20 protein-coding genes are annotated in these 20,013 nt (G+C 69.6%); 8 read left to right on the top strand and 12 right to left on the bottom strand.

Features of this window, described 5'->3' with window-relative positions:
• Positions 1 to 115: 115 nt before the first annotated feature.
• The 4 genes from ABZ552_RS18430 to ABZ552_RS18415 all read right to left on the bottom strand — a co-directional run bounded on the left by ABZ552_RS18430 (position 116) and on the right by ABZ552_RS18415 (position 3,217).
• Positions 116 to 868: a DUF427 domain-containing protein gene (locus ABZ552_RS18430; RefSeq protein ID WP_357438499.1), complete on the bottom strand. Its 753-nt coding sequence runs from the start codon at positions 866 to 868 to the stop codon at positions 116 to 118.
• A gap of 28 nt (positions 869 to 896) precedes the next feature.
• The gene (locus ABZ552_RS18425) at positions 897 to 2,135 is read right to left on the bottom strand and encodes an MFS transporter (protein ID WP_357438496.1); all 1,239 of its coding nucleotides are present in this window, start codon (positions 2,133 to 2,135) and stop codon (positions 897 to 899) included.
• Entirely contained in the window at positions 2,135 to 2,605 is a 471-nt protein-coding gene (locus ABZ552_RS18420) for a MarR family transcriptional regulator (RefSeq protein WP_281919130.1), read from the bottom strand. Before ABZ552_RS18420 ends, ABZ552_RS18425 begins: the two co-directional genes overlap by 1 nt.
• 114 nt (positions 2,606 to 2,719) lie before the next feature.
• Positions 2,720 to 3,217, bottom strand: a complete 498-nt coding sequence (locus ABZ552_RS18415) for a cupin domain-containing protein (protein ID WP_357438491.1) — start codon at positions 3,215 to 3,217, stop codon at positions 2,720 to 2,722.
• Positions 3,218 to 3,294: 77 nt separating this feature from the next.
• Between ABZ552_RS18415 and ABZ552_RS18410 the strand changes: the two genes are divergently transcribed.
• Complete coding sequence (locus tag ABZ552_RS18410) at positions 3,295 to 3,876, top strand: helix-turn-helix domain-containing protein (RefSeq protein WP_357438488.1); 582 nt, start codon at positions 3,295 to 3,297, stop codon at positions 3,874 to 3,876.
• Between the two features lies 1 nt (position 3,877).
• Here ABZ552_RS18410 and ABZ552_RS18405 read toward each other — a convergent pair whose 3' ends face one another.
• From ABZ552_RS18405 to ABZ552_RS18380, 6 genes are all read right to left on the bottom strand, one after another.
• Positions 3,878 to 5,275 carry an FAD-binding oxidoreductase gene (locus ABZ552_RS18405; RefSeq protein ID WP_357438485.1) on the bottom strand — a complete coding sequence of 466 codons (1,398 nt, stop codon included), beginning with the start codon at positions 5,273 to 5,275 and terminating at the stop codon, positions 3,878 to 3,880.
• A gap of 218 nt (positions 5,276 to 5,493) precedes the next feature.
• Positions 5,494 to 6,549: an acyl-CoA dehydrogenase family protein gene (locus ABZ552_RS18400; protein ID WP_281877091.1), complete on the bottom strand. Its 1,056-nt coding sequence runs from the start codon at positions 6,547 to 6,549 to the stop codon at positions 5,494 to 5,496.
• Between the two features lie 124 nt (positions 6,550 to 6,673).
• On the bottom strand, positions 6,674 to 7,705 hold the full coding sequence (locus tag ABZ552_RS18395) for an acyl-CoA dehydrogenase family protein (RefSeq protein ID WP_357438481.1): 1,032 nt from the start codon (positions 7,703 to 7,705) through the stop codon (positions 6,674 to 6,676).
• Complete coding sequence (locus ABZ552_RS18390; RefSeq protein ID WP_357438478.1) at positions 7,702 to 8,844, bottom strand: acyl-CoA dehydrogenase family protein; 1,143 nt, start codon at positions 8,842 to 8,844, stop codon at positions 7,702 to 7,704. Before ABZ552_RS18390 ends, ABZ552_RS18395 begins: the two co-directional genes overlap by 4 nt.
• Entirely contained in the window at positions 8,844 to 9,749 is a 906-nt protein-coding gene (locus tag ABZ552_RS18385; protein WP_357438475.1) for an enoyl-CoA hydratase, read from the bottom strand. Before ABZ552_RS18385 ends, ABZ552_RS18390 begins: the two co-directional genes overlap by 1 nt.
• Positions 9,749 to 11,302, bottom strand: coding sequence for a FadD3 family acyl-CoA ligase (locus ABZ552_RS18380; protein WP_357438472.1), 1,554 nt, complete (start codon positions 11,300 to 11,302; stop codon positions 9,749 to 9,751). Before ABZ552_RS18380 ends, ABZ552_RS18385 begins: the two co-directional genes overlap by 1 nt.
• A gap of 84 nt (positions 11,303 to 11,386) precedes the next feature.
• Between ABZ552_RS18380 and ABZ552_RS18375 the strand changes: the two genes are divergently transcribed.
• From ABZ552_RS18375 to ABZ552_RS18355, 5 genes are all read left to right on the top strand, one after another.
• Positions 11,387 to 12,595: an acyl-CoA dehydrogenase family protein gene (locus ABZ552_RS18375; RefSeq protein WP_350356466.1), complete on the top strand. Its 1,209-nt coding sequence runs from the start codon at positions 11,387 to 11,389 to the stop codon at positions 12,593 to 12,595.
• Positions 12,592 to 13,389, top strand: coding sequence for an SDR family oxidoreductase (locus ABZ552_RS18370; protein WP_281877096.1), 798 nt, complete (start codon positions 12,592 to 12,594; stop codon positions 13,387 to 13,389). Before ABZ552_RS18375 ends, ABZ552_RS18370 begins: the two co-directional genes overlap by 4 nt.
• A 199-nt stretch (positions 13,390 to 13,588) precedes the next feature.
• Positions 13,589 to 14,362 (top strand): hypothetical protein, encoded by a 774-nt coding sequence (locus tag ABZ552_RS18365; RefSeq protein WP_281919122.1) that lies wholly within the window; start codon positions 13,589 to 13,591, stop codon positions 14,360 to 14,362.
• A gap of 90 nt (positions 14,363 to 14,452) precedes the next feature.
• A complete protein-coding gene (locus ABZ552_RS18360; RefSeq protein ID WP_159842296.1) occupies positions 14,453 to 15,010 on the top strand; it encodes a TetR/AcrR family transcriptional regulator in 558 nt (185 codons plus the stop codon).
• 49 nt (positions 15,011 to 15,059) lie between these two features.
• Positions 15,060 to 16,214 (top strand): acetyl-CoA C-acetyltransferase, encoded by a 1,155-nt coding sequence (locus tag ABZ552_RS18355; protein WP_281880712.1) that lies wholly within the window; start codon positions 15,060 to 15,062, stop codon positions 16,212 to 16,214.
• A gap of 68 nt (positions 16,215 to 16,282) precedes the next feature.
• On the opposite strand, the gene ABZ552_RS18350 is transcribed toward ABZ552_RS18355, so the two are convergent.
• Positions 16,283 to 16,624 (bottom strand): hypothetical protein, encoded by a 342-nt coding sequence (locus ABZ552_RS18350; RefSeq protein ID WP_357438467.1) that lies wholly within the window; start codon positions 16,622 to 16,624, stop codon positions 16,283 to 16,285.
• 340 nt (positions 16,625 to 16,964) lie between these two features.
• Here ABZ552_RS18350 and ABZ552_RS18345 point away from each other — a divergent pair, with 340 nt between their 5' ends.
• Both ABZ552_RS18345 and ABZ552_RS18340 read left to right on the top strand, forming a co-directional pair.
• On the top strand, positions 16,965 to 17,543 hold the full coding sequence (locus tag ABZ552_RS18345; protein ID WP_281877100.1) for a dihydrofolate reductase family protein: 579 nt from the start codon (positions 16,965 to 16,967) through the stop codon (positions 17,541 to 17,543).
• An 85-nt stretch (positions 17,544 to 17,628) separates the two neighbouring features.
• Positions 17,629 to 18,324: a DUF2993 domain-containing protein gene (locus ABZ552_RS18340; RefSeq protein ID WP_281877101.1), complete on the top strand. Its 696-nt coding sequence runs from the start codon at positions 17,629 to 17,631 to the stop codon at positions 18,322 to 18,324.
• A gap of 97 nt (positions 18,325 to 18,421) precedes the next feature.
• Here the strand turns inward: ABZ552_RS18340 and ABZ552_RS18335 are convergent, their stop codons facing one another.
• The gene (locus ABZ552_RS18335; RefSeq protein WP_357438463.1) at positions 18,422 to 19,975 is read right to left on the bottom strand and encodes an FAD-dependent monooxygenase; all 1,554 of its coding nucleotides are present in this window, start codon (positions 19,973 to 19,975) and stop codon (positions 18,422 to 18,424) included.
• Positions 19,976 to 20,013 lie beyond the last annotated feature (38 nt).

The raw sequence follows: 20,013 nt of genomic DNA, 5'->3' as shown, positions 1-20,013 counted from the left end.
CCACCCGTTCGGTGCGCATGGCGCGAAGACCCCACCGTGGTGATCGTGTGGCACGTGCGGCCTGCCTTGTGCGGACCGAGGCTCCTGCCGTCCGCCGACCGGGCCGACGCTGAACTCAGCTGAACGGCGAGTGCGGCCGTTCCTGGAGCTCGTCGTCCACGTAGATGTCGACCTTCTCGTTGTAGAAGCAGACCAGCCCGGCGACCTTCTGGCTCTCCGGAAGCGGCGTGCGGTAGCCCCACACGTAGTCGGGATACTCCTTGCCCTCGACGCGGACCGTCCAGTAGTCGGCGGTGCCCTTGTACGGGCAGTTGGTGTGGGTGGCCGACGGGTGCAGCAGATCCATGCGGACGTCTGTCATCGGCAGGTAATACCGCGGCGGCAAACCGGTTTCGAACAGGATGCGCGGCGTGCGCGAATCGGCGACGGTGACGCCGTCGATCTCCACTCGCACATGTCGCGAACTGGCCAGGATGTCGACGCGCGAGTAGGGGTTGCGCGGATGGACGTAGATCGGCTCGTCCTCCTCGAACCACTCGTCCATCGCGCCCCACTCCAGCCGGACGAGGTCGCGCAATTCGGTGAGCGGCGAGTCGTGGTACCGCAGCGCCGCCCCGCCCGCCGTCGTGCCGTCGACCATGACGTCGTAGACGGTCGCGTCGCCACGGCTCGCGGAGTGCCGGGTCTGCCCGCTCGGTTCGAGTTTGGCGCGCAGATCCGCGACCGGCAGGTAGTAGGTCGGGTAGTGCGGGTTCTCCCAGACCAGCACGGGCCGCGCACTGTCGGCCACCAAGTGACCGCCCAGGTACACGCGCACACGCTTCTTGCTGGTCTCGACGCTGACGCGGCCCCGCTTCGCTTCGGTCATATCTCTCGACCGTACTCCTCGCTCACGGTCAGTCACCGACCGTCATGGCCTGCGCTTCCTCGACGCTGTGCGGTGCGGGATCGTGGTCGTCGAGGTGGGCCAGCGCGGCGCGCCCGGCCAGCAGGACGACGACCGCGGCGGCGGTGCACGCCGCGCCGACCCAGAACGGCAACGAGATGCTGTGCTCGCCGAGTTTGCCCGCGAGGTAAGGAGCGGCGGCCCCACCCGCGAACCGGACGAAGCTGTAGGCGGCCGACGCCGTGGACCGCTCCACCGGCGCTGAGATCATCACGGCCTCGGTGATCAGCGTGTTGTTCACGCCGAGGAACAGGCCCGCCAGCACGGTGCCGACGATCAGCACGGGCTTGTGCTCGGCGAAGACGGCCATCATCGCCAGGTCCGCCGCGAACAGCGCCAGCGACAGTCCCATCATCGGCAGCGAACCGAACCGGCGCTGCAACCGGGGAGCCAGGAACACCGACGCGATCGCCAGCAGCACACCCCAGCCGCAGAAGATGAAGCCGATCGCGTAGGTGCCCATATCCAGCGGGAACGGGGTGTAGGCGAGCAGGGTGAAGAAGCCGAAGTTGTACAGCAGGGCGGTGAGGCTCACGATCAGCAGCCCCCGGTGGCGCAACGCGCGGAACGGCGCGGCGATCGAGGTGCGGTGCGCCGGCTTGGGGCCCTCCGGCAGTAGGACGACGATGCTGATCAGCGCGACGGCCATCAGCGCCGAGACGCCGAAGAACGGCCCGCGCCAGCTGATTCCGCCGAGCACGCCGCCGACCAGCGGTCCGGTCGCGATGCCGATGCCGAGCGCGGCCTCGTAGAGGATGATCGCGCGCGCTACGCCGCCGCTGGCCGCGCCGACGATGGTGGCCAGGGCGGTGGCGATGAACAGCGCGTTGCCCAGGCCCCAGCCCGCCCGGAATCCGACGATCTGCGCCACCGTGTCCGACATGCCTGCCAGCGCCGCGAACACGATGATGATCGCCAGCCCGGCCAGCAGCGTCTTCTTGGCGCCGAAGCGGCTGGACACCACACCGGTGACCAGCATGGCCACGCCCGTGACCAGCATGTAGCTGGTGAACAGCAGCGACACCTGGGACGGTGAGGCGTGCAGTTGTTCGCCGATGGGTTTCAGGATGGGATCGACCAGGCCGATGCCCATGAACGCGATCACGCTGGCGAAGGCGACCGCCCAGACGGCTTTCGGTTGTTTGGTGTCGTCCGCGACCGGGGCGCGGGTGGGAGCCAAAGTGCTCATCAGTGTTCCCTCGAGATCGGATCGTGCTGTCGCGTAGCCGTTTTCAGGGCCTCCAGCAGGGCGTGCAATTCGGTGTCCAGTCGCGCTAGGCGTTCGGCGTCGAAACCGGGCAGGTGTCCGCCGATCGCGGCGGCGAATGCTTGGCGGAACTCGGTCAGCCGGGTCCGCCCGGCCGGGGTGAGCTCGATGAGGACGGCCCGGAAGTCCTCCGGGTCCTTGCGCCGGGTCGCGAAGCCTTCCGCGACCAGCTTGCCGATCAGCGCCGTTGCCGCCGGCTGTGAACATCGGTCGATCCTGGCGAATTCGCTGACCCGCAGCGCGCCGTGTTCGTCGAGCACAGCCAGTGCCCGCAACACGGCCCGCGGCAGGTCGTCGCCGCTGATCACCCCGGCCAGCCGAGTGAGCCTGCCCGCGGTGACGAGAAGGTCGACGACGATGTCATCCGCTACGTTCACCTGAGCTTGCCGCACGAGGAGTATTATTACATAAGCTAACTATCTATTTGTCGTGAAGTCGGCCACAGGCGGGAAACGCACGGGCGGCCCCGCGCAACGGCGGTTTCGCGGGGCCGTCGACGTCGGCGGTCAATCCTGCTGCGCGCCGGTTGAATCGGCTGCGTGTTCCGGTTCCTCGTAACGGATGTCGTACGCCGCCGCGATCGGATTGATCTTCACCGGGTCCAGCGCTCCGTCGGTCAGCACCGACGCACCGGCTTCGAAGAGATCTTCCAGGTAGCACTCCCAGCCGCCGGGCGACGAGATCTGCAGCACCCGTGGCGGCGGTTGCGATCCGCAGCGCAGGGCGTGCGGGACGCCGTGCGGCAGCAGGACGAACATGCCCTCCGTCGCGGAGAGGGTCCGGTCGTCGAACTCGACGTCGAGCGTGCCTTCGAGCACGTAGATGCATTCGTCCGCCACGTGGTGGGTGTGCCGCGGGATATCGCGCGCGAGCGTCACCTCCAGCAGGGAGAACCTGCCCTCGGTGTCGGCGGTCGTCGCCTTCACCGCGAACGCGGGCGGTAACGGCACCCGGCCGGGCCGTGCCTCGCCGGCGTCCAGGAGGCGGAAACGATTGTGGGACATGAAGTGCTACCCTTCGAAGCAGTTAAACGGAACCGGAATCCTGTTCCGGTTGAAGCGTAAACACGGAGGGATCGCCAGTGTCAAGGCCAACGCCCCGCAAACCGCGCGCGGACGCCGCGCTCAACCGCGCCCGCATCGTGGCCGTGGCCCGCACGCTGTTCGCCGAGCGCGGCGGCGCGGTGCAGCTGCCCGAGATCGCCCGCGCCGCAGGCGTCGGAATCGGCACGGTCTACCGCCATTTCCCCACCCATGCCGATCTCATCGAAGCCGCGGCCGAGCAGCGCTTCGCCGAGATCGAGGAGTTCGCCCGCACCGAATGCCTGCGGGCCGAGCCCGGGCAGGGGCTCGCCCGCTACCTGCGTCATGTCGGCGCGGTGCTGGCGGCCGACCGGGGCCTGTCGGCGGCGATCGAGGCGGCTCGGGAGTCGGCGGGCAGTGCGCCGCGGGGCGAATCCCGAAGCAGGCTCGAGGAGGTGATCGGCGAACTGGTCGAGCGGGACCGGGACGCAGGGACCGTGCGCGACGACTGCACGGTGGCCGACGTGTACATGATCGTCGGCGCGGTGTCCGCGACGATCGGCAGCGGCAGCGGTGATTGGCGCCGGCTCGTGGAGATCGTTCTCGACGGCCTGCGTCCCGGCGGACGCTGGGACGCGTGAGTCAGCCCGGGGCTATGTTGGCGTTGCGGTGGAAGACGTTGCCCGGATCGTAGTCGGCCTTGATGTGGGCCAATTTCGAGTATTTGGCGCTTCCGTAGGATTCGCGGACCCGGTCGTAATTCGGGTCCGCCATGAAGTTCACGTACCCGCCGCGATTGGAAGCCATCGGGCGCAGCGCTTCCCACGTGGTGCGCACCCATTCCCGGTCGTGGGCGAGCGTCTCGGCGTCGGGAGTGATCGCGGTGATGTTGCACCCGTAATGCGGGGTGCGCGCGCCGCCGAATGCCGTGTCGTCCTCGCCGACGGTGGTGAACGCGCCGCTGAGCGGGAAGATCGGCATGAACGACAGCGGCGCGGTCTTCGCCGCGGCGTGCGCGGTGAGCACGGCGATGACGTCGTTGGAGAAGTCGTCCAGATCGAGCCCCTTCTCGTAGCCGCGCATGCCCCAGGGCGCCGCGGCGTCGAGCATCCGTTGCAATCCGGCGTACGGGATCGGGCCGAGGAACTCGAACAGCGGCGGGAGCGCGTTCCGGATCGGCGCTACCGCGGCGGCGTGTTCCTCGGCCGTGCCGAAACCGGCGACGATCAAGGCGTGGCCCGCTCGGCCGCGGTACCGCTCCGGAACGAACGGCGCGGGCGGCGCGGTCATCGCCAGCGCTATCAACGCTCCCGATCGACGCGGCAGGGTGGGAAGGAACTCCCGGATCAAGCGCAGGGCGTCGGTCCCGTCCGGCATGTCCCAGAAGAACAGGCCGAGGTGCACTTCCGGCCCCACGTGATGCAGGCGGTACTCGAATTCGGTGACCACACCGAAGTTTCCGCCGCCCCCGCGCAACGCCCAGAACAGGTCCGCGTGCTCGGTCTCGCAGGCCCGCACCGCCTGGCCGTCGGCGAGCACCACCTGCGCCGAGACGAGATTGTCGACAGCCAGCCCGGCCATGCGGGTCAGCCAGCCCATGCCGCCGCCGAGGGTGAGGCCGCCGACGCCGGTGTCACTGATCACCCCGCCGGTCACCGCCAGGCCGTGGGCCTGGGTCGCGGCGTCCATGTCCGCCATCGTCGCGCCGCCGCCGACCCGGGCGCGCTCGGTCTCCGGATCCACCACGACGCCCGTCAGCGCGCTGAGGTTGATCATCAGGCCACCCTCGCCCACCGCGGTCCCGCTGTAGGAGTGGCCGCCGCCGCGCACGGATATCTCCAGCCCGCGCTCCCTGCCGAAGGCCAACGCCGCGGCCACGTCACGAGACGACAGGCACTGGGCTATCACGGCGGGCCGCCGGTCGATGTCGGCGTTCCAGATGGCGCGGGCGCGGTCGTACCCGGCGTCCGTGGGGCCGAACACCGGCCCGTCCATGGTGGACCGTAGAACCTGGAGATCGGAATTCACTGTTTGCGTCATGGCATCCTCCCGGATGGTGGCCCCGACGACTTGTTGGGCGGCGAGTCGGCATCTCGACTCGCTACGGCACCGATCCCGACCTTGCGGTGCCACTCGAAAACGCATCCCCCGACCATGCGCGTGTGGCGCTTGTCACATCTTAGTTGATCATGTCCAGGCCCGACAGCCTCCTAGACAGGGCGCACCGTCGGAAGGCCCGGCGCGCCGCCGCTCAGGACTCAGGCGGGCTGCGTCGCCGGACGGTGCGCGGCGCCGAACAGCTGGGCGTCGCCGTGGGCGCGCTTGAAGAACAGATGCGCGTCGTGTTCCCAGGTGATCGCGATGCCGCCATGCAACTGGACGGTCTCGGCCGCGATGGCGGAGAGCGCCTCCGAGCAGTGCACCCGAGCGACCCAGACGTCCTCGGCGGCCGACGGGCTGTGCGCCGCCACCGCCGCGGTGGCTGCGACGGACGCGGAGCGGGCCGATTCCAGCAGCACGTACATGTCGGCCATGCGGTGCTTGAGCGCCTGGAAGCTGCCGATCACCCGGCCGAACTGCACGCGGGACTTGGCGTAGTCCACCGTCATCTCGAGGCAGCGGTCGGCGGCTCCCACCTGCTCGGCGGCCAGCGCGGCCCAGGCGATCTCCCGCAGCCGGGCGACGGTCGCCGCCGGATCGCCCGACCCGAGCCGTCGCGCGGGCGCCTCGGCGAAGGCGACCTCGGCCAGCTTGCGCGTGGGGTCCATGGTGGGCGCGGACCGCCGGGTGACGCCCGCCGCGGTGGGCTCGATCTCGAACAGGCCGGTCGCGGTGACGACGACGAGAGTGTCCGCCGACATCCCGTCGAGCACGTAATGCGCCGTCCCGGTCAGGGCGCCGTCCGTCTCGCATACGCCCGGATCGTCCCAGCCGCGCTCGCTCGCCCAGCAGACCGCGATCGTCCGCGTGCCCTCCGCCACCTCGGGCAGCAGCCGCCCGCAGGCTTCGGTGTCGCCCGACAGCAGGACGGCCTGCGCACCCAAGACGGCCGAACCGAGCATCGGCACCCCGGCGAGCGTGCGGCCCAATTCGCCCACCACCAGCAGGGATTCGACCAGACTCGCGCCGAAGCCGCCGTACTCCTCGGGAATCGCGAGCGCGGCGACGCCGATCTGCTCGCACAGCAGCCGCCACAGGGCCGGGTCGTAGCCGAGTTCGGTGTCCATCGCGGCACGCACCGCCGCGGACCCCGCGTGCTTGGTCAGCAGCGCCCGCACCGAGGCGAGGAACTCTTGGTGTTCGGCGGTGCTCATCGGTGTCCTTTCGTGGTGATGCTGCGCTGCGGTCTCCGGGCCTGACCGCTCATGCTGTGTTTGTTGTGCGCATGAGCGGGGCCCTGCGTGGTAACGCTGCGCTCCCGCCTCCGGGCCTGACCGCTCATGCGAGTCCCCGGGCGGCGCGATCGGAGTCGGTGTCCGCCCGCAGCGCCCGTGCGATCCGGGCGCGGTGCAGATCCGGTGTGCCCCATGCCGAACGCAACGCGGTCACCTTGGTCAACCACAGTGACAGGTCGTACTCGGCGGTGTAGCCGATCGCGCCGTGCACCTGCAGCGCCGCGCGGGCCGCGCGGTAGGCGGCGTCGCCGCAGGCGATCACGGCGGCCGAGACGTCGCAGCCGCGGGTGGTTTCGGTCATCGTCAGCGCGGCCCGGAAGAGCAGCGGCTCGGCCAGATCCAGCGCGATGAGCACGTCGGCGAGCTTCTGCTTCACGGCCTGGAACTCGCCGATCGGCTTGCCGAACTGCTTGCGCTGCTTGGCGTACTCGGTGGACGCGTGCAGCAGGGCTTTGCCCGCGCCGAGCAGCTGGGCAGCGCAGGCCAGCGCGCCGGTGTCGAAACCGGCGGCCGCGGCCGCGCGAGCCCCGTCGCCCTCGGCGACGGTCTCGGCCGCGGCGACGGTGAACAGGCGGCGGGCGGGATCGACCGAGCGCACCAGACCGGTGCGATGCCCGGTGGACAGTTGACGGTCCCCGGCCAGCAGGACCACCTCGGCGGTGTCGGCGTCCAGCGCGACACCGCCGGGGCCGTCTGACGCGAAGGCGACGGTGCCCAGCGCCGTACCCTCCACGAAGCCCGGCAGCCAGCGCGCGGCCGGTTCCTGGTCCGGAAGCGCTTGGAGCAGTGCCGGAATCGCCGCGGCGGTTTCCACCAGCGGGCCGGGCACGGCCGCCCGGCCGATCTCCTGGAACGCCACGACGAGGTCGATCGGTTCGGCGCCGATGCCGCCGTGCTCCTCCGCGACGGCCAGACCCAGCACACCGGCCTCGGCCAGTTGCCGGATCAGCGCGCGACCGGGCCCGCTGTCGCCGGACGCCCACGCGCGCACGGCGGCGGGCGCGCGGCCCGCCTCCAGCAGTTTGCGCAGGCTGACGCCGAAATCGAGTTGTTCGGGGCTGAGCGCGAATCTCATCGGCTGCTTCCTCTCGGTAGTCCGAGCAGCCGCTCGGCGATGATGTTGCGCTGGATCTCGTTGGTGCCCGCGTAGATCGGGCCGGACAGCGCGAACAGGTATCCGTCGGTCCACGGCCCCGAACGCTCCGCCGCCGCACCGAGCACCTCGAGCGCGGTCTCGTGCATCGCGATGTCGAGCTCGGACCAGAACACCTTGGTGATCGATGATTCCGCGCCCAGCTTGCCGCCTTCGTTGAGCCGGGTGACCGTGCCGAACGTGTGCAGCCGGTAGGCCTCGCTGCCGATCCAGGCGTCCACCACCGCGTCGCGTTGCGCGGTGTTGTCCTCGTCGCCGGTCTCGCGCCACAGGTCGATCAGCCGCTGCGCGGTGGCGCTGAACCGGCCGGGGCTGCGCAGCGAAAGGCCGCGTTCGTTGCTGGAGGTGCTCATCGCCACGCGCCAGCCCTCGCCGGGCGCGCCGATCACGTCGCGGTCGGGCACGAACACGTCGTCGAGGAAGATCTCCGCGAAGCCGGGTTCGCCGTCCAGCTGCGGGATCGGGCGCACCGAGACCCCGTCGGCGGTCAGCGGGAACATGACGTAGGTGAGGCCCTTGTGCCGCTCGGCCTCGGGGTCGCTACGGAACAGCCCGAATGCCCAGTCGGCGAAGGCGGCGCGCGAACTCCACGTCTTCTGGCCGCTCAGCAGCCAGCCTCCGCTGGTGCGCCGGGCGGTCGAGCGGATACCGGCCAAGTCGCTGCCCGCTTCGGGCTCCGACCACGCCTGCGCCCAGATGTCGTCGCCGCGCGCCATCCGCGGCATGATCCGCTCCAGCTGTTCCGGCGTGCCGTGTTCGAAAAGCGTCGGCGCCAGCAGGAAGATGCCGTTCTGGCTGACCCGCCCCGGCGCGCCCGCCGCGTAGTACTCCTGCTCGAACAGCACCCACTCCAGCAGCGAGGCGTTGCGCCCGCCGAATTCCTCCGGCCAGGCCACCACCGAGAGCCGGGCGTCGGCGAGGGTGCGCTCCCATGCGCGGTGCGCCTCGAATCCCGCTTTGGTGTCCATGGAGGGCAGCGGCTTCGCGGGTTTGTTCGCGGCCAGGAATTCGCGGACCTCCCGCTGGAATTCCTGGGTCGCCTGGTCGAGATCCAGATCCACTAGGTTGTTCCGTTCTGTTCTGCGGTGCTCGCGGAGGCCTTCATCGACTTGGCGTTCATGCCGCCCAGCGAGTCGGCGCCGACCTCGGCGTTGTGCGCGTGGGCGAAGTGGTGCAGGCCGAACACCGAGTCCATGCCCGACCGCATGCCCATCAGGTCCTCGGCCTGGTTGACCGCCTTCTTGGTCAGCGCGAGGCCGAATTGCGGCATGGCGGCGATCTTCTCGGCCAGCGCCAAGGTCTCGGCCTCCAAGTCGGCGCGGGGGACCACCCGGTTGACCATGCCCCACTCCTTGGCCTGCGTCGCGCCGAACCGGTCGCCGGTGAACAGGAACTCCTTCGCCGCGCGCGGACCCATCACCCACGGGTGGGCGAAGTACTCGACGCCCGGGATGCCCATGCGCACCACGGGATCGGAGAAGAACGCGTCGTCGGAGGCGATGATCAGATCGCACACCCAGGCCAGCATGAGCCCGCCGGCGATGCAGGCGCCCTGCACCATCGCGATGGTCGGCTTGGGAATCTCCCGCCAGCGCCTGCACATGCCGAGGTAGACCTCGAGCTCGCGGGCGAAGCGCTGATCGCCGCCCGCCCGGTCCACGTGGTCCCACCACAGCGCGGCCTTGTTCGGGTACCGCACGTGGTGATCGCGACCGGGCGTGCCGATATCGTGCCCGGCGCTGAAGTGTTTCCCGTTGCCGGCCAGCACGATCACCCCGACCTCCGGATCCTCCACGGCGCGCTCGAAGGCGGCGTCGAGGGCGTAGGTCATCACCGAGTTCTGCGCGTTGCGGTAATCCGGCCGGTTCAGCGTGACGATCGCGACGCGACCACGCCGCTCGTAGGTGACGACCTCACCCTCGTCCGGGATCGCCGGACCCTGGTCCGGGGTTGCCGGTTCCGACATTACGACTTCTCCTCACGTAGTTGACGCTTGAGCACTTTCCCGGCGGCGCTGTAGGGCAGCTGGTCGCGGAATTCGACGAACCGCGGCACCTTGAAATTGGCCAGCACGGTGGCGGCGTGCGCGCGCACCTGGTCCTCGGTGAGCGCGGCGCCGGGTTTGCGCACCACGTACGCCTTGCCCACCTCGCCCATCCTGGCGTCCGGGACGCCGATCACCGCCGACTCGGCCACGCCGTCCAGCCGGGCCAGTGCCTGTTCCACTTCGGCGGGGTAGACGTTGAAGCCGCCGGAGATGTACATGTCCTTGAGCCGGTCGGTGATCTTGAGGTACCCGCGCTCGTCGACCGTGCCGATGTCACCGGTGTGCAGCCAGCCGTCGGCGTCGATCGTCTGCGCGGTGCTGTCCGGGTCGTCCAGGTAACCGAGCATCACGTTCGGCCCGCGCAGCAGGACCTCGCCCGCGTCGCCGAGCCGCAGTTCGAAGTCCGCGATCGGCCTGCCACAGGTGTTGGCGATGGTCTCGGCGTCGTCGTCGACGCGGCACATGGTGCCGAAGCCCGCGCTCTCGGACAGGCCGTAGGCGGTGATCACGACGTCGAAGGCCAGTTCCGAGCGCATCCGCTCGATCAGCACCACCGGCACCGTCGCCGCACCGGTGACGGCCACCCGCAGCGAGCTCAGGTCGAACTCGGAGCGTCGCGGGAAATCCAGGATCGTCTGGTAGATCGTCGGCGGGCCGGGCAGCACCGTGACCTGCTCCGCACCGATCAGCCGCATCGTCTCCGGTACGTCGAAGGTGGCCTGCGGAATGATCGTGGCTCCGGTGACCAGGCAGGCGAGGATGCCCGCCTTGTAGCCGAAGTTGTGGAAGAACGGGTTCACCACCAGGTACCGATCGTCCCCGCGCAACGTGGCGCACTCGGCCCAGGCCCGCACGACGGACAGCGCCTGCCGATGGGCGACCAGGGTGCCTTTGCTGCGGCCGGTGGTGCCGGAGGTGAACAGGATGTCGGAGATGTCGTCCGGACGGATCGACGCGGCGCGTTCCTCGGCTTCGGCCACGGTGACCGGCGCGGCGACGGTCGCGAGTTCCGACCAGTCCAGCGCGGCGATGTCGGTGTTCTCGGTGCCCGGTTCGACCGGGATCACCACCACCGTGTCGATGGCCAGGTCCGGAGCGGACGCGCGGAGTTCGGCGAGCCGCTCGCGGCCGAGGAAAGGACCCGCGATGAACAGCGCCTTCGCGTCCACCCGCCCGAGCACGTCGGCGGCCTCGTCGGCCACGTAGCGGGTGTTCAACGGCACCAGCGCCGCGCCGGCGTAATGGGCGGCCAGCGCGGCGATCACCCAGTGGTGCGTATTGGGCGCCCACATGGCCACGCGGTCGCCCACTCGCACGCCGCGCGCGATCAACGCCCGCGCCACTTCCTGGACCGCCTCGAGCAGCTGGGTCCAGTCCAGCCGGACCTCGCCGTCGGCGATCGCCGGTGCGTCGCCGAAGGTCCGGGCGGCGTGGTGCAGTGCCATCGGTGTCGTCTGAGCAGGGGTTGTCACGGTTGTCCTTACCGTCCGCGAGCGACTTATGCGCACGCTCTACAAAGCAAGTGCTTGGTAGGTTATCCTACCGGCGTGGGTGCGATCCAGACCTCAGAATCCGACACCGCCGCTCCGGACGGGCGGTTTTCCGCCGCGCCGGACGAGCGATTCGCCGCCGACGTGCGCGAGTGGCTGGAGGAGAACCTCAACGGCGAATTCCGCGAGCTGCGCGGCCTCGGCGGTCCCGGCCGCGAACACGAGGCGTTCGACGAACGCCTCGCCTGGGACCGGCACCTGGCCGCGGCCGGTTGGACCTGCCTGGGCTGGCCGAAGGAGTACGGCGGCCGCGAAGCCACGGTCCGTCAGCAGGTGATCTTCCACGAGGAGTACGCCAAGGCGAACGCCCCCGCGCGGGTGTCGCACGTCGGCGAGGAACTGCTCGGCCCGACGCTGCTCGCCTTCGGTACGGAGGCCCAGAAGAACCGGTTCCTGCCCGGTATCCGCACTGTCACCGAACTGTGGTGCCAGGGCTATTCGGAACCCGGCGCGGGCTCGGACCTGGCCGCCATCACCACCGCCGCGCAGCTGGACGGCGACGAGTGGTCGATCACCGGGCAGAAGATCTGGACCTCGCTGGCGCACGTCGCGGACTGGTGCTTCGTCGTCGCCCGCACCGAGCGCGGGTCGGTGCGGCACAAGGGCCTGTCCTACCTGCTGGTCCCGATGAAGCAGCCGGGCGTCGACGTGCGCCCGATCATCCAGCTGACCGGGACCTCGGAGTTCAACGAGGTCTTCTTCGACAACGCCCGCACCGCGGCCGACCTGGTGGTCGGCGAGCCGGGTGACGGATGGCGCATCGCCATGGGCACGCTCACCTTCGAGCGCGGCATCTCCACCTTGGGCCAGCAGATCCGCTTCGCCAGGGAACTGGCCGACATCGAGGCATTGGCGCGGCGCACCGGCGCGGCCGACGACCCGCTGATCGCCGAGCGGATCGACCGCGCCTGGGTCGGGCTGCGCGTACTGCGCGCGCACGCCATGCGCACGATGGAGGGCGCGGGCGTAGACGACGGCGCGGGCCAGGCTTCGGTGGCGAAACTGCTCTGGGCCAATTGGCATCGCGGGCTCGGCGAGCTGGCGATGGCCGTACTCGGCGCCCGCGGCCTGGTGGCGGGCGAGGACGATCTCGACGAATGGCAGCGGCTGTATCTGTTCACCCGCGCCGACACCATCTACGGAGGTTCGAACGAAGTGCAGCGCAACATCATCGCCGAGCGGGTGCTCGGCCTACCGCGCGAGGCCCGCCCGTGACGGGCCCGTTGTCGGTCGCCCCCGCGCCCGTCTCCGGGCACGGCCTGCTGACCGGACGATCGGCCGTGATCACCGCGGCCGCGGGCACCGGCATCGGCTCCGCGACCGCGCGCAGGCTGCTGGCCGAGGGCGCGGACGTGGTGGTCTCCGACTGGCACGAGCGTCGCCTGGCGGAGACCGCGACCGAGCTGGCCGCGGAGTTCCCGGACCGCCGGGTCGCCTCGATCGCGTGCGACGTGCAGAGCACCGAGCAGGTGAACGCGCTGGTGCGCGGCGCCGCGGAGGCCCTGGGCCGGATCGACATCATGGTCAACAACGCCGGGCTGGGCGGGGAGACGCCCGTGGTCGACATGACCGACGAGCAGTGGGATCGCGTTCTCGACATCACGCTCAACGGCACGTTCCGCTGCACGCGCGCCGTCCTCGGCTACTTCCGCGACGCGGGCCATGGCGGCGTGGTCGTGAACAACGCCAGCGTGCTCGGCTGGCGCGCGCAGTACGGCCAAGCGCACTACGCCGCGGCGAAGGCGGGCGTCATGGCGTTGACCAGGTGCAGCGCGGTCGAGGCGGCCGAATTGGGCGTCCGGATCAACGCGGTGGCCCCGAGCATCGCCCGGCACGCGTTCCTGGACAAGGTCAGCTCCACCGAACTGCTCGACCGCCTCTCGGAGCGCGAGGCGTTCGGCCGCGCGGCCGAGCCATGGGAGGTCGCCGCGACGATCGCCATGCTGGCCAGCGATTACACCACCTACCTGACCGGCGAGGTGGTCTCCATCAGCAGCCAACGCGCCTGAGCCACCGCGTTTCCCGGGCTCGTCCGCGCTGTGCCGAGCGGACGAGCACACCGGGCGACCATCGAGCAGCCACCCGCCCGCCGCTCCGGGCGAGACCCCTCGCGCCGTATTGCGATCGCCTTCTTTCATCGGGCGGGCCCGGGCAAATGGGCGGCTGATCAGGTAGAAAAGGGCGAGCCGGAGCGCCCTGCGGTGTGCCATGCTGAAAGAGATCGGATCCGCGCTCTTCAAGGGGGCGATGGCTATGGGCCTGGATCGCCCACCTGCCCGCGAACAATTGGAACTCGACGTGGTGCGCGAAGTCGTGCTCGCCAGGCGACGGATGGACAGCCTCGTCCTCTCCGCGCTCACCCTCGGCGCCGAACTCATCCAGCACACCTCCGAGAGCGCGGTTGCCACGGCCGCCGTTCGCATCCTGGAGCAGCACGCCGTCGACGAGGAGGAAGTCGCCCGCGATCCGCGCGGCGCGCTGCGTGCCGATCTGGCGCGTGATCGCGAGCGCGCCCGCCGCGTCGGCCTCGGCGCGGACAGCGGGGAGACCGAGCAGGAACGGCGCCGACAGCGCCAGACGGCACTGCTGTGCGAGGTGCGCGCCGACCTGCTCGCGGTGGTCGCGAAATGCCGGAAATTCCGCTTCGACCAGGTGACCTTCGCGGACGAGATCGCGCAGGGACTGTGCGCGGCCACCGACAAGCTGGTGATCGGGGCGGACATGGACACCTACCACGCCTGGCAGCGCGGCATGGTGCTGAAGTTGAGCGAGGAACCGGTGCGGGGCGGCCCGCCGCGGGTGATGGCCACGGTGGACGCCGGGCCGGACCGCGGCCAGCTCACCGTGGAATGGGACAGCTGCGAACGACGTCTCGCGCTCGTCGCGCGGATGGCGCGAGCGGGTGTCTCGCCCGTGATCATCTGCGATCGCCTGCTGGCGGATCTCTCCGTGTCGTCGCCGCTGCGCTACTCGGCCCGGTGAGGTCTCGACCAAGCAAATGCTTGGTTGTATGATGGCCGTGTGCCCGCACCAGACGCTTCGAAATCAGCACGGCGCAGCGAGTTGCTCGCCATGGCGGCCGAATTGTTCGCCGAGCGAGGACTGCGCGCCACCACCGTGCGTGACATCGCCGACGCGGCCGGGATCCTCTCCGGGAGCCTCTATCACCACTTCGATTCCAAGGAGTCGATGGTCGACGAGATCCTGCGCGGATTCCTGGACGAACTATTCGGCCGCTACCGGGAGATCGTCGCCTCCGGCCTGAGTTCGCGAGACACCTTGGAAGCCTTGGTGCTCGCGTCCTACGAGTCGTTCGACCGCTGGCACGCCGCGGTGGCGATCTACCAGGCCGAGGCGAAGCGACTGCGCGACTCGGAGCGGTTCGCCTACATCGCCGACTACAACCGCGAATTCCGTGAGCTGTGGCACCGGGTGTTGACCAACGGCGTCCAGGACGGCAGCTTCCGGGCGGAACTCGACGTCGAACTGGCCTACCGGTTCCTGCGTGACACGGTATGGGTCGCGGTGCGCTGGTACCGGCCCGGAGGCCCGATCACCGTCGAGAACCTCGCAAAGCAGTACCTGACCATCGTGCTCGACGGGCTCACCGCCGGCGAGCGCACCACGTAGGAGTCCTTACATGTCAGCACCTTCCGCGTCCCGTCGTCCGTATGCCCCGCTGCGGGACGCCTACGTGATCGATGCGGTACGCACCCCGGTCGGCAAGCGCGGCGGCGCACTGGCGGGCGTGCACCCGGCCGATCTCGGCGCGGCCGCGCTGCGCGGCCTCCTGGACCGCAATCCCGTCGATCCGGGGAATGTGGACGATGTGATCGTCGGCTGTGTCGACAACATCGGCCCGCAAGCGGGCAACATCGGCCGCACCATGTGGCTGACCGCCGGATATCCCGAAGAAGTCCCCGGCGTCACGGTGGACCGGCAGTGCGGATCCAGCCAGCAGGCCATCAATTTCGGCGCCCAAGCCATCATGAGCGGCACCGCCGAGGTCATCGTCGCGGGCGGCGTGCAGAACATGAGCGCGATCCCGATCTCCGCGGCCATGCTCGCGGGCAAGGAGTACGGCTTCGACTCACCGTTCGTCGGGGCGCAGGGCTGGGACCACCGCTACGGCACCGGTGAGGTGACACAGTTCCGCGCCGCCCAGCTGATCGCCGAGAAGTGGGGCATCAGCAGGGAAGAGATGGAGCGCTGGGCGCTGCGCAGCCACGAGCGGGCCCGCGACGCGATCAAGAACGGCCGTTTCGACAACGAGATCGTGCCGGTCGGCGACTTCTGGATCGACCAGGGGCCGCGCGAGACCAGCCTGGAGAAGATGGCGTCGCTGCCGCCCCTGGCGGAGGGCAGCCCGCTGACCGCCGCGGTGGCCAGCCAGATCTCCGACGGAGCCAGTGCCACCCTGCTCGCTTCCGAGTGGGCGGTGCGGGAGTACGGCTTGACGCCGCGAGCGCGCATCCACCACGTCAGCGCGCGCGGCGCGGACCCGATCTTCATGCTCACCGCGCCGATTCCGGCGACCAAGTGGGCGCTGGAGAAGAGCGGTCTCACCATCGACGACATCGACGTCGTCGAAATCAACGAGGCGTTCGCGCCGGTGGTGCTGTCCTGGCTGAAGGAGACCGGCGCGGACCCGGAGAAGGTCAACGTCAACGGCGGCGCCATCGCACTCGGCCACCCGCTCGGAGCGACCGGCGCGAAGCTCTTCGCGACGCTGCTCAACGAACTCGAGCGGATCGAGGGCCGCTACGGCCTGCTCACCATCTGCGAGGGCGGCGGCACCGCCAACGCCACCATCATCGAGCGGCTGCCCCGCTGACCGCGACGAGCGGCACGTCGGCGAATTCGACGTGCCGCTCGGCCGCGCACGATGGGCGCCGATCGGGCTCAGTCGGATTGCACCTCGTGATCGGATTGCCCCTGGGACGACCCGTCCTCGGCAACGCTCCCGCTCGCGGAATCCCCGGTCGGCTTGCCCTCGCTAGCCTGGCCTTTTCCCTTCCCCTTACCCTTGCCTTTCCCTTTGCCCTTCCCCTTCCCCTTTTCTTCGCCGTCGTCGGTGTCACTCGTGTCGGAGGGTTGCCCCTGCTCTGCGTCCTGTGCCAGATAAGTGACCGGCCCGCCGCCGATCGTCTCGCTCGTGGTTGGCTGCGCTACGAGTCCCACGGTCAACGCGCCCGCGGCGACCGCCGCCGCCGTCACGACAGCCCGAACGGTGGTCTTTCCCACTACCAAACCTCCCTGATGATCGGTTTCGTCGGTGGAGCAGCGCGAAATTAGCACCGGGAAGGACGCTCGCCGCCGGGCTCGCCGCACGCGGACACCCTCGTGACGAGGCCGACATCCCGCTGTGACGACTTCCCGGAAGGTCCGGATGGTTCGCCGGGAATGCGGGTCAGCACCGCGGTTCGGCGCGTGGTCGGGAACCTCGATGCCGATCACGCTCAGCGGTGGCCGAGGCATGGGCCGCGTCCGGGCGGCCGGACTCGGGAGCCGATCGGCGATGAGTTCGCCTGTGGTTTCCCGTCTGTACCCACAGACCCGGTCAACCGCACCCGAGGAGAGCATCATGACCGCCACATACACCTTCGACGTCTTCTCCAGTCTCGACGGCTACGGCAGCGTCAGCGGCGGTGACTGGGGCGGTTACTGGGGCAAACAAGGCCCCGAACTGCTCGCTCACCGCCTCGCCTCGTACACCCCGGAGCAGCGGATGGTTCTCGGAGCGAACACGTATCGAGCGTTCGCACAGCTGCTGGCCTCGGGTACCGAGGAGTCGGTGCGTGACGCATGGGTCACCCGGATGAGGAACCTGCCTGCGACGGTGGTGTCGACCACCCTGGACGGTCCGCTCGACTGGCCGGACGCCACCGTCGTGAGCGGTGACGCCGTCGACGTCGTCGCCCGGCTGAAGCAGGAGTCCGAGGTGCCGCTGCGGTCGCACGGGAGTCTGTCGATGAACCGGGCGCTGATGGCCGCGGGCTTGGTCGACCGCGTCCAGGTGACGCTGTTCCCGGTGATCACCGGTCGGACCGGTGCTGATCCGATCTTCCGAGGGGCGGCCGACTTCGACCTCGAGCTGATCGAAAGCCGGACGCTCGACGGCAACATCCAAGAACTCGTCTACCGGCCCACCCTGCATGTCTGAGTCCGACTGCGGTTCGACGTGGCCGCGAACCCGCGGCCGGGCACGATCCACAGCATGATGGTGGGATGGCCGAGCGGGTGAACGCATGCGCACATTGCTGATACTGATCGTCGTGCTGGTGATCGCGCTGATCGTCGGCGACCGGATCGCGGTCGTGCTGGCGCAGAACGAGATCGGTCGCAAGATCGCCGCCGACTACGACCTCCCGCACCAACCGAGCGTCGACATCGGCGGTTTCCCGTTCCTCACCCAGGCCGCCGAGGGCAACTATCACGACATCGGTATCCGGATCGGCGACTGGAGCGGGCAGAACATCACCGTCCACAACCTCGACATCACGATGACCGACGTATCGGCGCCGCTGACCGACGTACTCCACAACCGGACGTCGAACCTGATCGCGGCCACCGCGACGGCGACGGCCGTGGTTCCCTACGACACCGTGCGGGATTTCGCGCCGTCGGGCGTGGAGTCGATCTCCAACGCCGAGGACGGGCTGCGCGTCACCGGGACATTCCTGGTGGATGGAATCCCGGTACCCGCGACGGTCGTCGTCGCCGTCGAGCCCACCGGCGAGGGCATTCGGGTCACGCCGGTTTCGGTCCAGCCCGCGGCCGGCGGACCGAGGATTCCCCTGGCGATGCTGCGCCGAAGCCTCACCTTCGTGGTGCCGTTACAGCGGCTGCCGCTCGGTGCGCAACTGACGGCGATCCGGCCGAGCGCCGATGGCCTCCAAGTGACCGCCGTGGCCCACGACGTGCGTTTCTCCGATCTGCCGTGAGCCACGGCCGCCGGACGACACCGGCCCGGACCATTCTGGAGCTGTGCTTGCCGGGGTTTTCAGGATGTGAAGCCCCGGCAGGCGGCCGGTAGCAAGGTCAATCGCCGACCGGGATCGTCGTCGCCGCGGGTGCGCCGAACCAGGACGACAACGCCGCTCGCAGGCCCTCCTCGGCGGTGTCTGCGGGTTCGTCGATGGTCGCGGCCCAGGCGATGTGGCCATCCGGGCGGATGAGGATGGCGTCGGCCGGACGGTTCTCGGCTTCGCCGGTGCGGATGTCGATGCGGTGCTGCCAGTCTCGGGCGGTAGCGCGCAGATCCGCGCGGTCGGCGAGGTCGAGCAGGATGGGTCGCGCGGCGTGCATGAGTTCGGCGACGGCGGTGGTCCCGGCGTCGGTGTGCAGGGTGAGGTCGGACACGAAGGTTCCCGTCAAGGGGTGACCATTCGGGTTGGGTAGCTGATAGCGGATATCGGCACCGGCAATGAGGGCTCCCATGCGCCGCAGAGGCTGTTCGTCGGTGAGAAGTTCCTGGAAGACCTCTCGCAGTGCTTCGGCGGCCGGGTCGTGCCCGCGCCGCAGCGCGACCTGTGCCCGGGTGTGCAGCATGGTGCGCGCCCCGGCGAGGTGACGTTCGTCGTGGTAGGTGTCCAGCAGGCCGCCGGGCGCCCACCCGTGGACGTCGGCGGCCAGCTTCCAGGCCAGGTTGACCGCATCGAGCAGACCGGCGTTGAGGGCCACGCCCGTGGCGGGAAACAGATGGGCCGCATCACCGGCGAGGAGGACCCGGCCGGCGCGATAGCGTTCGGCGTGGCGGGCCTTGAAGGTGAAGCGCGACAGCCGAAATGTCTCCGTCACAGGAAGATCCGCGCCCAGCACGCGCCGGATGCTATCCCGCAGTTCGGTCACGGTCATCGGCACGTCGTCGTCGTATTCGACGGTCTCGTCCTCGATCGTGTAGACGGACAGCACGTCCGACGCGGGCGAAACACCCATCCCGAACAGACCGCGGTCCGTGCGCGTGAAACCCGCGCGGATGGCTCCGAACCCGGGAACATCCAGGTCGCCGTTGTCGAGCCGGGTCACCGAATCGGGCACGGTGATCTGGGCCAGCCGATTCACCTCCGGATACACCGTGCCGGGAAACGGAATCCCGGCCAGGTCACGAACCCGGCTGCGCGCACCGTCGCAGCCCACCAGATAGTGGGCGGTCACCCGGTATAGCCCGTCCGGCCCGTCGACCTCCGCGGTGACCGCGTCGGCGTCCTGCCGCACATCCAGCACCTGGTGTCCGCGACGGATATCGACGCCGAGTTCGCCGGCGCGCTCGCCGAGCAGTCGCTCGAGCCGCTGTTGCGGCAGCGGCAGGGCGTGCATCGGGGATTCGACCAGCTGGGTGAGGTCCACATGCACACCGCCGAACGGGAACCGCGGAGCCGGAATCGGATCGGTGCAGGCCGCTGCGAACCGATCGAGCAAACCTCGGTAGCGCAACAGCTCCAGAATCTGCCCGCCGATTCCACCGGCCTTCGGGGTGTCGCGCGGCTGCGGCTGCCGCTCCAACACCAGCGGCCGCACTCCGGCCAAGCGCAGCTCGGCGGCCAGCATCAGGCCGGTGGGGCCCGCGCCCACGATGATCACGTCGGTACGCATTGCTACTCCATTCCGGCCGATCCCGGCCGTGGCGAACG

Origin of the sequence: Nocardia sp. NPDC019219, from assembly GCF_040632645.1 — a bacterium.
GTDB classification, from domain to species: domain Bacteria; phylum Actinomycetota; class Actinomycetes; order Mycobacteriales; family Mycobacteriaceae; genus Nocardia; species Nocardia sputorum.
The sequence above is the reverse complement of the archived record's forward strand: the minus strand, read 5'-3'. Positions and strand labels throughout refer to the sequence as shown.

What these genes read in the sequence shown, in the direction of transcription:
- ABZ552_RS18415 (WP_357438491.1), bottom strand. Translation starts at nt 3,217, where the DNA reads ATGTCCCACAATCGTTTCCGCCTCCTGGACGCCGGCGAGGCACGGCCC.
- ABZ552_RS18340 (WP_281877101.1), top strand. Translation starts at nt 17,629, where the DNA reads ATGCGCACATTGCTGATACTGATCGTCGTGCTGGTGATCGCGCTGATC.
- ABZ552_RS18430 (WP_357438499.1), bottom strand. Translation starts at nt 868, where the DNA reads ATGACCGAAGCGAAGCGGGGCCGCGTCAGCGTCGAGACCAGCAAGAAG.
- ABZ552_RS18385 (WP_357438475.1), bottom strand. Translation starts at nt 9,749, where the DNA reads ATGTCGGAACCGGCAACCCCGGACCAGGGTCCGGCGATCCCGGACGAG.
- ABZ552_RS18395 (WP_357438481.1), bottom strand. Translation starts at nt 7,705, where the DNA reads ATGAGATTCGCGCTCAGCCCCGAACAACTCGATTTCGGCGTCAGCCTG.
- ABZ552_RS18335 (WP_357438463.1), bottom strand. Translation starts at nt 19,975, where the DNA reads ATGCGTACCGACGTGATCATCGTGGGCGCGGGCCCCACCGGCCTGATG.
- ABZ552_RS18425 (WP_357438496.1), bottom strand. Translation starts at nt 2,135, where the DNA reads ATGAGCACTTTGGCTCCCACCCGCGCCCCGGTCGCGGACGACACCAAA.
- ABZ552_RS18400 (WP_281877091.1), bottom strand. Translation starts at nt 6,549, where the DNA reads ATGAGCACCGCCGAACACCAAGAGTTCCTCGCCTCGGTGCGGGCGCTG.
- ABZ552_RS18365 (WP_281919122.1), top strand. Translation starts at nt 13,589, where the DNA reads ATGCTGAAAGAGATCGGATCCGCGCTCTTCAAGGGGGCGATGGCTATG.
- ABZ552_RS18405 (WP_357438485.1), bottom strand. Translation starts at nt 5,275, where the DNA reads ATGACGCAAACAGTGAATTCCGATCTCCAGGTTCTACGGTCCACCATG.
- ABZ552_RS18345 (WP_281877100.1), top strand. Translation starts at nt 16,965, where the DNA reads ATGACCGCCACATACACCTTCGACGTCTTCTCCAGTCTCGACGGCTAC.
- ABZ552_RS18360 (WP_159842296.1), top strand. Translation starts at nt 14,453, where the DNA reads ATGGCGGCCGAATTGTTCGCCGAGCGAGGACTGCGCGCCACCACCGTG.